General features: G+C 65.5%; 13 protein-coding genes. 6 read left to right on the forward strand and 7 right to left on the reverse strand.

All coding sequences use genetic code 11. The annotated features are described in order from the left end of the window. Nucleotides 1-44 precede the first annotated feature (44 nt). Nucleotides 45-1,862 (forward strand): caspase family protein, encoded by a 1,818-nt coding sequence (locus tag BM118_RS14350; protein ID WP_092186224.1) that lies wholly within the window; start codon nt 45-47, stop codon nt 1,860-1,862. 54 nt (nt 1,863-1,916) lie between these two features. Here the strand turns inward: BM118_RS14350 and BM118_RS14355 are convergent, their stop codons facing one another. Continuing rightward, nucleotides 1,917-2,603 (reverse strand): DUF1345 domain-containing protein, encoded by a 687-nt coding sequence (locus BM118_RS14355; RefSeq protein ID WP_092186225.1) that lies wholly within the window; start codon nt 2,601-2,603, stop codon nt 1,917-1,919. Nucleotides 2,604-2,610: 7 nt separating this feature from the next. Further along, nucleotides 2,611-3,534, reverse strand: a complete 924-nt coding sequence (locus BM118_RS14360; RefSeq protein WP_027542175.1) for a polyprenyl synthetase family protein — start codon at nt 3,532-3,534, stop codon at nt 2,611-2,613. 161 nt (nt 3,535-3,695) lie between these two features. On the opposite strand from BM118_RS14360, the gene mtgA reads away from it, so the two are divergent. The 3 genes from mtgA (at nt 3,696) to BM118_RS14375 (ending at nt 5,519) form a co-directional block, all read left to right on the forward strand. Then, the gene (gene mtgA, locus BM118_RS14365) at nt 3,696-4,370 is read left to right on the forward strand and encodes a monofunctional biosynthetic peptidoglycan transglycosylase (RefSeq protein ID WP_092186226.1); all 675 of its coding nucleotides are present in this window, start codon (nt 3,696-3,698) and stop codon (nt 4,368-4,370) included. Nucleotides 4,371-4,538: 168 nt separating this feature from the next. Then, nucleotides 4,539-4,721, forward strand: a complete 183-nt coding sequence (rpmF, locus tag BM118_RS14370) for a 50S ribosomal protein L32 (RefSeq protein WP_007598106.1) — start codon at nt 4,539-4,541, stop codon at nt 4,719-4,721. 144 nt (nt 4,722-4,865) lie between these two features. Further along, complete coding sequence (locus tag BM118_RS14375) at nt 4,866-5,519, forward strand: hypothetical protein (protein ID WP_177234315.1); 654 nt, start codon at nt 4,866-4,868, stop codon at nt 5,517-5,519. Nucleotides 5,520-5,525: 6 nt separating this feature from the next. Here BM118_RS14375 and BM118_RS14380 read toward each other — a convergent pair whose 3' ends face one another. Then, nucleotides 5,526-5,786 carry a hypothetical protein gene (locus tag BM118_RS14380; protein WP_177234316.1) on the reverse strand — a complete coding sequence of 87 codons (261 nt, stop codon included), beginning with the start codon at nt 5,784-5,786 and terminating at the stop codon, nt 5,526-5,528. 221 nt (nt 5,787-6,007) lie between these two features. On the opposite strand from BM118_RS14380, the gene BM118_RS14385 reads away from it, so the two are divergent. Beyond that, complete coding sequence (locus BM118_RS14385) at nt 6,008-7,702, forward strand: bifunctional diguanylate cyclase/phosphodiesterase (protein ID WP_177234317.1); 1,695 nt, start codon at nt 6,008-6,010, stop codon at nt 7,700-7,702. A gap of 224 nt (nt 7,703-7,926) precedes the next feature. Here the strand turns inward: BM118_RS14385 and BM118_RS14390 are convergent, their stop codons facing one another. Then, nucleotides 7,927-8,295: an antibiotic biosynthesis monooxygenase family protein gene (locus BM118_RS14390; RefSeq protein ID WP_092186230.1), complete on the reverse strand. Its 369-nt coding sequence runs from the start codon at nt 8,293-8,295 to the stop codon at nt 7,927-7,929. A gap of 96 nt (nt 8,296-8,391) precedes the next feature. Between BM118_RS14390 and BM118_RS14395 the strand changes: the two genes are divergently transcribed. Further along, nucleotides 8,392-8,856 carry a MarR family winged helix-turn-helix transcriptional regulator gene (locus tag BM118_RS14395; RefSeq protein ID WP_092186231.1) on the forward strand — a complete coding sequence of 155 codons (465 nt, stop codon included), beginning with the start codon at nt 8,392-8,394 and terminating at the stop codon, nt 8,854-8,856. Here the strand turns inward: BM118_RS14395 and BM118_RS14400 are convergent, their stop codons facing one another. The 3 genes from BM118_RS14400 to BM118_RS14410 all read right to left on the reverse strand — a co-directional run bounded on the left by BM118_RS14400 (nt 8,857) and on the right by BM118_RS14410 (nt 11,991). After that, entirely contained in the window at nt 8,857-10,365 is a 1,509-nt protein-coding gene (locus tag BM118_RS14400) for a tripartite tricarboxylate transporter permease (RefSeq protein WP_092186232.1), read from the reverse strand. It abuts the gene before it with no gap. Between the two features lie 4 nt (nt 10,366-10,369). After that, nucleotides 10,370-10,855, reverse strand: coding sequence for a tripartite tricarboxylate transporter TctB family protein (locus BM118_RS14405; RefSeq protein WP_092186233.1), 486 nt, complete (start codon nt 10,853-10,855; stop codon nt 10,370-10,372). A 158-nt stretch (nt 10,856-11,013) separates the two neighbouring features. Further along, nucleotides 11,014-11,991, reverse strand: coding sequence for a tripartite tricarboxylate transporter substrate binding protein (locus BM118_RS14410; protein WP_092186234.1), 978 nt, complete (start codon nt 11,989-11,991; stop codon nt 11,014-11,016). Between the last annotated feature and the right edge of the window lie 21 nt (nt 11,992-12,012).

Raw genomic sequence — 12,012 nt, forward strand, 5'->3', positions numbered from 1 at the left:
ATCCCAAAGGGCGCGAACGGCCCTGAACTTTCGGAAGTCGTGTCATGCGCAATTTGCTCAGACTCTGCCCGCTTCTCCTCGCCCTCGCGCTGCTGTTCGGCGCCGAACCTGCTTTTGCCGGAAAGCGCGTGGCGCTGGTGCTGGCCAATTCGGCCTATCAGCATGCGCCGTCACTCACCAACCCTGTCAATGACGGTTCGGTGATGGCGAAGACGCTGAAGGATGCCGGTTTCGACGCTGTCGATTACCGGCACGATTTGTCGGCCCTGGATACGCGGCGCGCGCTGCGCGACTTCGCGGACGCGACCCGCGATGCCGACATCGCCGTGGTCTACTACGCCGGTCACGGCATCGAGGTCGAAGGCTCCAATTATCTGATCCCCGTTGACGCCAAGCTCGAGCGCGATACCGACGTCTATGACGAAGCACTCTCGCTCGACCGCGTCCTGGTCGCCGTCGAACCCGCCAAGCTGCTCCGCCTGGTGATCCTGGATGCCTGCCGCGACAACCCGTTCGGCAAGACCATGAAGCGCACGGTGGCCTCGCGCGGCATCGGCCGGGGCCTCGCCCAGGTCGAGCCGACCAGTCCCAACACGCTGATTGCCTATTCGGCCAAGGCCGGCTTCACGGCCCAGGACGGCGACGGTGCCAACAGCCCGTTTACCGTTGCGTTGTCGAAGCACCTGACGACGCCGGGCCTCGATGTCCGGCGCGCCTTCGGCTTCGTGCGCGACGACGTGCTCAAGTCGACCGGCAACAAGCAGGAGCCGTTCGTCTATGGCTCGCTTGGCGGCGACGACGTCCCGCTGGTGCCTGTCAAGGTGGCGGCTGCAGCGTCGCCCGTGGCGAACCCGCAGGCCGACATCCGCCGCGACTACGAGCTCGCGCTCCAGGTCGGCAACAGGGCGGCATGGGACGCCTTCCTCGCCCAGCATCCCGACGGCTTCTATTCCAGCCTCGCCAAGCTCCAGCTCGAGAAGATCGGCGCCGAGCAGGCCCATGTGGCCGCGATCGAGAAGGCCAAGCAGGCCGAGGCCGAGCGCGATCGTCTTGCCGCCCTCGGTGCGCAGAAGGATGCGCAGGCCAAGGCGGCGGCCGACGCGAAGGCCGCCGAGCAGGCGCAGCTTGCCGCCCAGAAGGCGAAGGAGCAGGCGCAGCAGCAGGCGGCCGCTGCCGAGCAGCAGCGCGTCAACCTTGCCGCCACGGCCCCGGACGCTGCGCCGGCCAGCACGGCGAGCCCGGCCGGCACCAACGTCGCGTCATTGACGCCCGCGACTGCGCCGGCCGATCTCAGCCGCTCGGTGCAGACCGAACTCGGCCGCGTCGGCTGCTTCTCCGGGCAGGCCGACGGCAATTGGAATACGTCCTCGCAGCGGTCGCTGTCGCAGTTCAATCGCTATGCCGGCACCAAGCTCGACGTGAAGGTGGCGAGCACCGATGCGCTCGATGCGGTCAAGTCGAAACCGTCGCGCGTCTGTCCGCTGGTCTGCGAGCACGGCTTCAAGGCCGATGGCGACAAATGCAGCAAGATCGTCTGTCGAGACGGCTATGCGGTCAACGACGACAATGAGTGCGAGAAGCAGCGTGCCGCCAAGCCCGCAACGGCCAAGCCGACGACGGCCAAGCGCGACGACGGCGATGAGCGTCCCGCACGGCAGGGTCGTCAGTCCGGCGGCGCGGCTGCTGGTGCGGCGGGCGGCTATGGTGCCGCTGCGGCGGCCGGCGCGGGTCGCGCCTCGGGCGGCGGCGGTCGGATTTTTTGCAACGATCTCCTCTGCCGGCCGGTCAGGCCCGGCTGCCACCTCGTATATCGCGGTGGCGGCGGCCCTCACGTCGATGCCAATGCCGAGGTCTGCAACTGAGAAGGCTACTGCTTCCCGACATCGTCCTGGCTTAGCCGGGGCAATGTCGGGAGATCACGTCGCAATCGCGCTTGCCGCGATGTTCACCGTCAGCGCCAGCAACGCCGTGTTGTAGATGAAGGACACGATGCCGTGCGCCGTCGCCGTGCGGCGGATGGTCTTGTCGGTGATGCCGACGTCGGAGACCTGCGCGGTCATGCCGATCACGAAGGAGAAATAGACGAAGTCCCAATAGTCGGCGTGGTCTTCCTTGTCGCCGCTCGGAAACTGCAAGCCGCCCGGCGGGTGACGGTAATAGTCGTGGGCGTAATGCAGCGCGAAGGTGGTGTGCACGGCGGCCCATGACAGTGCGATGGTGGTGATCGCGATCGTCAGCTCCGCGGCGCCGCGATGGGCGCCGAGCTCGGCGACGATCGCCGCGATGCTCGCGAACGCGCCGATCGCCGTCACCAGCAGGATCACGAAGCGGCCGTCGTCCTGCATCGCAGCGTTGCGGCGGATCTGCTGGTGGTCGTTGTTCAGCATCATCACGTAGACCAGCACCAGATAGACCGCGATCAGCGCATCCCAGCCGAGCACGAGCCGCGTCGCCAGCCGCAGCGAGCCGGGCAGCAACAGAAAGACCAGAATGCCGAAGCCGAGTGATATGAATGTCCGCGGCCGCGCGTAGATCACGCGCATCGGCCGCGACATTTTTTGGAAGCGCGCGAGGACGGGATCGTCTTTGTCGATGCCCGTCATCGCACTGTCAGTTCTTGCGCTCGGCGACAAACCGCGCGGCGGCTTGCAGCACGGCGGCGCGATCGCCGAAGATCGAGACTGCGCTGTCGGCCCGCGCGAGCAGGTCGCGCACGCGCTGCTTGGCGCCTTCGATGCCGAGCTGAGTGACGAAGGTGGTCTTGCCCATCGCCGCGTCCTGGCCCGAGGGCTTGCCGAGCGCCGCGGCATCGCCTTCGACGTCGAGCAAATCGTCGGCGATCTGGAAGGCCTCGCCGAGCGCGCGGCCGTAATCGTCGAGCGCCTGGTATTCCTTCTGCGTGGCCTGGCCGAGGAGCGCGCCGGCGATGCAGCCGTAACGCAGCAGCGCGCCGGTCTTCATCTGCTGGATGCGTGCGACATCGATCGGCTCGTTGCCGCCAAAGCGGCCTTCGCCGGCGAGATCGAGGATCTGGCCACCGACCATGCCGCCGATGCCGGCGCAGCGCGCCAGCGCGCGCGTCAAGAGCAGCCGCACATTGGCGTCGCGATGGATCTCGTCACGGGTGATGATGTCGAAGGCGAGCGTGAGCAGGCCGTCGCCGGCGAGGATCGCGGTCGCGTCGTCGGTCTTCTTGTGCAGGGTGGGACGGCCCCGGCGCAGGTCCGAATTGTCCATCGCCGGCAGGTCGTCGTGAATGAGCGAGTAGCAATGGATGCATTCGAGCGCCGCACCGGCGAGCAGGGCCGCCTCGCGCGGCACGCCGAACACGGCCGCGCTTTCGACCACCAGGAACGGCCGCAGGCGCTTGCCGCCGTTCAGGCTCGAATAGCGCATTGCGTCCATCAGTCGCTTGGGACGGGCGATTTCATCGGGCAGGATGTCGTCCGCCAGCAGGCGCCCGAGCAGGGCCTCGGTGTCATCAGCGGTCTTGTCCAGACGTTTGGCGAAATCGGACGGGGACGTGCCGGTCATCAAGAAGGGCTCCAGAACTAAAATTCGGCGGGACAATCCTTTATGAGCCCGCCTCAGTCAATCGTTTGGAAGGCCTAAAAAGTGCTGGAAAAGGCCCGAATTATCACAGACTTAATGGCTGAGCCCGTGGCCGCGTTTCATTTTGCGCCGGAAAGGTCGATTTGCGCATCGTTAAAATCCTGCTGCTAGCGCTCGCGGTCGTAGTTCTCGCGCCCTATGTGATCGCGCCGTTCTACCGCGCCGGCCATCCGGTTTCGACGCTGATGGCCTGGCGAAGCTTGCGGGGCGCGCCGATGCAGCGGGAATGGATCGATCTCGCGGCGATGTCGCCTTACCTGCCGCGCTCGGTGGTGGCGGCCGAAGACGCACATTTCTGCAGGCATCACGGCATCGACTGGGGCGCGCTGCGTGAGGCGATCGACGACGCGAAGGAGGACGGTACGCCGTTCCGCGGCGCCTCCACCATCACCCAGCAGGTGGCGAAGAACCTGTTCCTCTGGCAGGGGCGGGACTTCATCCGCAAGGCGCTGGAATTCCCGCTGGCGTTGTGGATCGATTTCGTCCTGCCCAAGCCGCGGATCCTGGAAATTTACCTCAACATCGCCGAGCTCGGTCCGCAGGGGCAGTTTGGGGTGGAGACAGCCAGCGCCTATGCCTTCGGCAAATCGGCCGCCAGCCTCTCCCCCCGGGAGGCGGCACTTCTGGCCTCGATCCTGCCGAATCCGGTCAAACGCAGCGCCAGGATCCCTGGGCCGGGTGTCCGGCGGCTGGCCGGGACCTACGTGGTAAGGGCGCAGGCCTCGACGCTTGCGACCTGCTGGCGGGAAAATCGCTGATTTCGGGCCCTTTTCGGGCGCATTTTCCGGCCCAAGAGCCTAGCTTTGCGGCCAGCCTTCCTCTATAAGCGCGGCCTTGATCGGCATTCAGCTCGCCTCGTATTGCGGGTGCTGAGCCGTCCCTCGCGGACGATGCCCTGATGACACCAATCCCTAGAGGATATTGAAATGGCCGTTCCGAGAAGAAAAACCTCGCCGTCGCGCCGTGGCATGCGCCGCTCGGCAGACGCCATCAAGAAGCCGACCTACGTGGAAGACAAGGACTCTGGCGAGCTCCGTCGTCCGCACCATCTCGACCTCAAGACCGGCATGTACAAGGGCCGGCAGGTCCTGAAGAAGAAAGAGTCCTGAGGTCAGGACTTTTTCTTCAGGCGGGATGATTTGACCTGCCTGATTTCGGCCACCCCATGAGATATGACGGTGACGGCGGCGGAGCGAATGCTTCGCCGCTGCGTTGTTCTGTCCGGATATCTTGATCGAGAAGGCATTTTGCCGATGGTCGGTTTCCCGCTGCTTCTGATTCCGCTCGCGGTCTACAACATCATCGCCTTCCTGATGCCCAGCGTGTCCTTCTCGGACGTGCTGTTCAAGGTGCCGATGATCACGGGCGAGACCTGGCCGGTCACGCTCGCCGATCTCCTGCTCGCGCTTGGTGTGGTGCTGCTGCTGCTCGAAGTGGTCAAGGGCGCGCGGCCCGGCGCGAAATTCCTGATGGATCATTTGCTGTCGCTGATCCTGTTCGGCGCCGCCGCGGCCGAATTCGTCATGTGGCCCAAATTCGGCAACTCCACCTATTTCCTGCTGGTGCTGCTCGCGATGGCCGATTTCCTCGGCGGCATCGCCCAGCGCACGCGCCGCCGCGTCACCTATGTCGCCGAGACGACGGTGCCCGTGCCGCGCAAGGCCAAGCGCCAGGCCGAGGCGCCGGCGGATGACGTTGCGTCCGATCCCAAGTTCGAGCCGGTGTCGGTACCGCAAGCAGCCCCGGTGCCGCCCGCGCCCTCCGCGCAATCGGTCGCCGAATCCGTGCTGATGGACCCTCCGGCGCCGAAGCCGGTGCAAGGCACGACCTCGCCGGAAATCCCCTCGCCGCATTTGCAGCCGGGCAACGGCAACGGCACGCCGTCTTCGCCTGAAACGCCGCGCTGATTGATCTCAAGCCACCTGCCGCGTGCGCGCGCTGACGCTTCCGAGCGGGCGCTTGCAGCCATAGGCCATCCGCGCATCTTCAGAGGAGGCACGGCGGAGCCGGCTGGCCTGGGGCAAATGCTCGGCATTGGCGATGAGTTGCGTGACGAAGCTCGGATCGGGGCGAGGCATCGGCGCCTTGTTAACCCACCGTAACGTCGGCAGCACCGGCACCAGGGCCGAGCCTGTGCCGTAGTCCGCCAAGTCCGGTCGATCGGTACTCAACATCGCAATCACCGTTGATCCGGCGAAGATTGTCGCGTTTCGGGACGCGTGCGCCGGTGCGAGTCATGTACTCGCAAGGTCTATGCCGGCCGGGCCGGTTTGGTTCCGGACCGCCCCGAAACATGGTTTCCAAATTGTTTATCAACTTTGCCTAGGGTTGGGGGCGAATCTGGCTCTATCCTGTGCCGGCACAGGACTCCCCGCTGTCCCGAAACGAGGCGATATTGACCCCCGCATTGCCGCAAGCCTCCGACATCCTGGCCGCGCTCGGCCAGGCCGTGTTCGCCTGGGACATCGCCAGCGACGTCATCGTCTGGGGTGAGCAGCTCAGCGCCGTCTTCCCCGGCATCCCCGCCAAGCGGCTCGCGACCGGTGCCGAATTCGCCAAGCTGATCGAGCCCGCGCCGTCGCTGCGGACCGCCGCGCTGGCGCAGACATCCGCCGTGCACGGCGCCGACGGCACGCCCTACCGGCTCGAATACGGCGTGCGCATGAGCGCCTCCGATCCCGTGGTCTGGGTCGAGGAGACCGGCCGCTGGTTTGCCGGCCCCGACGGCCGCCCGGTCCGCGCGATCGGCTCCGTCCGCATCAACAATGAGCGCCACGCCCGCGACGAGGAATTGACCAGGCTGGCCCGGCTCGATCCGCTGACCGGCGAGCTCAACCGCTCCCATCTGATCGCGGCGCTGGCCGAGGCGATCGAGGAGACGACCCGCTTCCGCTCGACCGCGGCCTTCATGCTGGTCGGCATCGATCATCTCGCCCGCGTCAACGACGCCTTCGGCTTCGACGTTGCGGACGCCGTGATCCTCGACGTCGGCAAACGCATTCGCGCGCGGCTGCGCGGCGGCGACGTGCTCGGGCGCTTCTCCGGCAACAAGTTCGGCCTGATCCTGAAGAACTGCACCATCGACGACATGAACGTCGCGGCCGAGCGTTTCCTCGCCGGCATCCGGGACGAGGTGGTGCCGACGAAATCCGGTCCGGTCTCGGTCACCGCCTCGATCGGCGCGGTCAGCGTGCCGCGCTATGCCCGCAATACGGATGAGGCGGTCAACCGCGCCCATGAGACGCTGGACGCTGCAAAGCGCCGGCGCTCCGGCTCGTTTGCGGCGTGGCGTCCGGATGCCACACGCGACGCGCAGCGCCGCGTCAACATCCGCGTCACCGACGAGATCGTCACCGCACTGAACGAGCGCCGCATCAAGCTCGCCTATGAGCCGGTGGTCTCGGCCGTCTCGCGCGAGCGCGCATTCCACGAATGCCTGGTGCGGATGGACCAGGGCGACGGCCAGGTGCTACTCGCGCCCGACATCGTGCCGGTCGCCGAGCGGCTCGGCCTCATCCGCCTCGTCGATCATCGCGTGCTCGAGCTCGTGGTTGCCGAGCTCGCGGCCGCGCCCGATGTCAGTCTCAGCCTCAACATCTCGCCCGACACCACCATGGATCCGGACTGGTGGGCGGGAATTGAGTCGCTGATGCTGGCTCATCCCGGGGTCGCCGAGCGGCTGATCGTCGAGATCACCGAGACGGTCGCGATCCAGGACATCGACGACGTCCGCGGCTTCGTCACCCGGCTGAAGAATTTCGGCAGCCGCATCGCCATCGACGATTTCGGCGCCGGCTACACCTCGTTCCGCAATCTGCGCAAGCTCGGCGTCGACATCGTCAAGATCGACGGCGCCTTCGTGCAGAACATCACCCGTTCCGCCGACGATCGCGCCTTCGTGCAGACCCTGATCGACCTCGCCCGCCGCCTCGACATCAAGACGGTCGCCGAATGGGTGCAGGACGACGAGGCCGCAAACATGCTGCGCGATTGGGGCTGCGACTACATCCAGGGCCGCCTGATCGGGCTGGCGTCAGCCGAGCGCCCGTGGACTCCGTCGCCTGACAGCGCGCTGCCTGCGGCGGGCTGAGACATCGTCGGTGTCGTAGGGTGGGCGAAGCGGAGCGCGCCCACCATTTCCTTTGCGTTCGGGGCGCGATGGTGGGCACGGCGCAATGCGCCTTTGCCCACCCTACGATTGTTCTCGTGGTCTCGACTCTCTCCTCCGTCATTGCGAGCGCAGCGAAGCAATCCAGGATCTTTCCGCAGCGGCAGTCTGGATTGCTTCGCTGCGCGCGCAATGACGATGTGGCACTACGCCACGCAAATGCCGGGCACCGCGACCTTCTGAAACAGATGCGGGCTCGCGACGGCGGATGCGGGGTAGACCGCAATCTTGGCGCGGAATTCCGGGTGCGTGAACGCGGCGCGGAAATGTGCGTTGGATTCCCAAATTGCGTAATTCAGATAGGTCGGGCTGTCGCCGATTGCGCGGTGAAGCTGGGTCGAGATGAAGCCCGGTTGCCGTTTCATGAAGGCGGCGTCGTCCTGCCACCTCTCGAGGAAGCTCTGCTCATCCACGGCGTCGAGCGTGAACAAGTTCACAAGCACCACGGGGCCGGTTTCGAGCGCGATCTGGCGGTCGATCGGGAAGGCAGGGTCGAGGGGACGCATCTGGGGCATGACACTACTCCTTCAATTTGGTATCATCATGTCAATTCGACATTTCCTGACATAGCCAATTGACATTATAATGTCAATACGGAGTAATGGTACCAAATGAGCAAAACCAAGCGGACCCCGGCGGGCGAAGCCCTGACCGGCCTCATCCTCGACCTGTTCCGTGCCAACAGCCTGCTTCTGACCGCCGGCGATCGGCTGGTGACGTCGCTCGGCCTCACCAGTGCGCGCTGGCAGATCCTGGGGGCGATCGTTGACGCCGAGCGCCCGGAGCCGGTCGCCTGGATCGCCCGCAATCTCGGCGCCAACCGCCAGAACGTGCAGCGCATCGTCAACGACCTCGAGCGCGATGGCCTGGTTGTGTTCGAGGTCAACCCGCATCATCGCCGGGCCCAGCTTGTGGTGCTCACCGAAAAGGGTCGGCAGATCTATGATGCGGCCGGCCGCCTGCAAGTCCCGTGGGTCAACGGCCTGTCGGATGGGCTGTCAGTGAAGGAGGTCGAGATCGCCCACCGGGTGCTCAACGCTCTGCGTGATCGACTCGAAGGAACTGGCGAGGACTGATCACGCCCCTTCATCCAGCGCCACCAGCTCGCGCTTCTTGCGGAGCGCGGGCAGCAGCGGCGCGACCAGCAGCGCCAATGCCAACGCAAGACACGCCGCCGAGATCGGCCGCTGCACGAAGGTCCAGAGATCGCCCTGCGACAGGATCAGCGACTTGCGCAGATTGTTCTCCAGCATTGGTCCGAGCACGAAGGCGAGCACCAGCGGTGCCGGCTCGTAGCCGAGCTTGCGCATGAAATAGCCGATGATCCCGAACGCGATCATCACATAGACGTCGAACACGTTGTTGCTGGAGCAGTACACGCCCAGGATCGTGAACAGGATGATCAGGGGGAAGAGGATGTTGTAGGGCAGCTTCAGGAGCTGCACCCACATGCCGATCATCGGCAGATTGAGGATCAGCAGCATGACGTTGCCGATATACATGCTGGCGACGATGCCCCAGAACAGGCCGGGGTTTTGCGTGATCAGCAGCGGCCCCGGTTGCAGGCCGTGAATGACGAAGGCGCCGAGCAGCAACGCCATCACCACGTTCGGCGGGATGCCCAGCGTCATCAGCGGGATGAACGCGCCGCCAGCCGCCGCGTTGTTGGCGGATTCGGGGCCCGCGACACCTTCGATCGCGCCATGGCCAAACCGCTCCGGCGTTTTCGACAGCCGCTTCTCCAGCGCATAGGACGCAAACGAAGCCACCACCGCGCCGCCGCCCGGCAGGATGCCGAGCAGGAAGCCCAGCAGCGTGCCGCGCGCGACGGGGCCGGCGCTGGCCTGCCAATCGGCCTTGTTCGGCAAGAGCTGCGTGATCCTGGCGTTGATGATGTCGCGCTTGATCGCCTGCTCGGTGTTGAGCAGCACCTCGGCGACGCCGAACAGGCCCATCACCACGGGCACGAGGCCGATGCCGTCGATCAGCTCCATGCGGCCGAAGGTCAGTCGCGGCTGCGCCGTGATGCTGTCGAGCCCGATCAGTCCGAGCACGACGCCGATGCAGGCCATCAGCAGCGCCTTCGGCATCGAGCCCTGCGTCAGGAAGGTGAGCACCACGAGGCCGAGCACCATCAGGCTGAAATATTCGGCCGGACCGAACGCGATCGCGATGCTGGCAAGCTTCGGCGCCACCAGCATCAGCGCCACCAGCGCAAACGTGCCGGCAATGAAGGAGCCGAAAGCGGAGATGCCGAGCGCGGGGCCGGCGCGGCCCTGCTTGGCCATCTGGTGGCCGTCGATGCAGGTCACGACGGAGGCGGCCTCGCCGGGGATGTTGACCAGGATCGATGTGGTCGAGCCGCCATACATCGAGCCGTAATAGATGCCGGCCATCATGATGATGCCGGATTCCGGCGTGCCCGACAGCGTTACGGGCAGCAGCAGCGACATCGCCGAGATCGGCCCGATGCCCGGCAGGACGCCGACCAGCGTGCCGATGAAGACGCCGATGAAGCAATAGAGCAGGTTGATCGGCAGCAGTGCGACGCCGAACCCATGCGCGACGTTGACGAGCGTATCCATGCGATCAACCGATCTCGAACAGGCCGGAGGGCAGCTGGATCAGGAGCAGGCGCTTGAGCACCCACCACATGCCTGATGGCACCAGCACGGCGATCGGGATCGCCAGCGTCCAGTGCACGGGATCGATCAGCCGCAACATCAGCAGCATCAAGGGGATCGACGACAGCAGAAATCCCAGCGGCTCCAGCGCGAAGGAGAACGCGGCGAGGCAGGCGATGACGAGAAGCGGCTTGCTCCAGCGCACATTTTCCCAGCGCGAGGCCAGCGTCGGCCCGCCCTCGGTGACGGCCGAGACGATGATGAAGGTCGCGAACACGCATATCAGGATGCCGGTGTAGAACAGCACGTAGCCGGAACCGGGATCGTTGATGGTGCCGAGCTTCAGCTTCAAGCCCTGCCAGATCACGAAGCCGCCGAGCCCGAGCCCGATCAGCCCGCCCCAGAGTTCGGAGTTGGAGAGGCGGAGTTTGACGTTGGTTGTGTTGCTCATCTGGCGTGCTTTCGGCCGTTCCCCGGACGCTGCGCAGCACGAAGTGATGCGCTGCAGATCCGGGGTCCATAGGGGGCGTGGCAAAGGTGGGTCCCGGCTCTGCGGCGCGGCGCTGGAGAGGCGCTGCACCGCGTCCGGGACACGAAAGCGGCCCGGCCCTACTTCTTTGCAAGCCCGAGCGTGTCGATGACCTTGCGTTCGGACTCCGTGACCTCGACGACGAACTTCCTGTAGTCCTCGGTGTTCTTGTAGTTCGGCACCATGTCGTATTTGGCGAGCGTGGCGATCACCGCGGGATCTTCGACGGCCTTCTTGAAGGCGTCGTGCAGCTTGGCGACGATCTTGGGGTCCATGCCCTTCGGGCCGGCGATGCCGAACGGGGAATCGTAGACCATGGGATAGCCGAGCTCCTTCAGCGTCGGCACGTCGGGATAGTTCGGCGATCGCGCCGCGGTCCACACCATCAGAAGCTTCAGCTTGCCGGCGTCCACCAACGGCCGCCATCCCGTGGAATCGGCCTGAAGCATGGTGTGTTGCCCCAGCACTGCGGCGTTGGTCTCGGCGCCGCCCTTGAACGGCACCTGCGTGAGCTTGATGCCGGACATCGCCGCGATCTGCTCCATGCCGATATGGAGCGAGGTTCCTGTGCCCGGTGTCGCGTAGGTCACCTTGCCCGGATTCGCCTTCGCGAATTCGACCACGTCCTTCCAACTCTTGAACTGCGAGTCGGCGTTGGTGGTGACACCGAAGGTGTAGCCGGTGAGGTGAATGATATAGGTGAAGTCCTTCGCCGGATCCCACGACACCTCCTGCATCAAGGGCAGGCGGAAGACGGTGATCGGGATCTGCGAGATGGTGTAGCCGTCCGGCTTCGCGGCCGCCGCCATGGTCGCAGGGCCCACCGTGCCGCCGCCGCCGGCCTTGTTGTCGATCACGATCGGCTGCCCCAGCACTTTCGAGGCGCTGTCGGCGATCGCGCGCATCGAGATGTCGGTCGAGCCGCCGGCCGGCCATGGCACGATCAGCGTGACCGGCTTGCTCGGATAGTCCTGCGCGCCGGCCGCGGTCGCGAGCAACGCTCCCACGGCAACATGTATGGCGGCAAATACAGCCGTCCTCAGCCCGTACCGCGACATCGGAATACCTCCCTCGCAGCG

The sequence above is a fragment of the Bradyrhizobium sp. cf659 genome, from assembly GCF_900113725.1.
GTDB lineage: Bacteria > Pseudomonadota > Alphaproteobacteria > Rhizobiales > Xanthobacteraceae > Bradyrhizobium.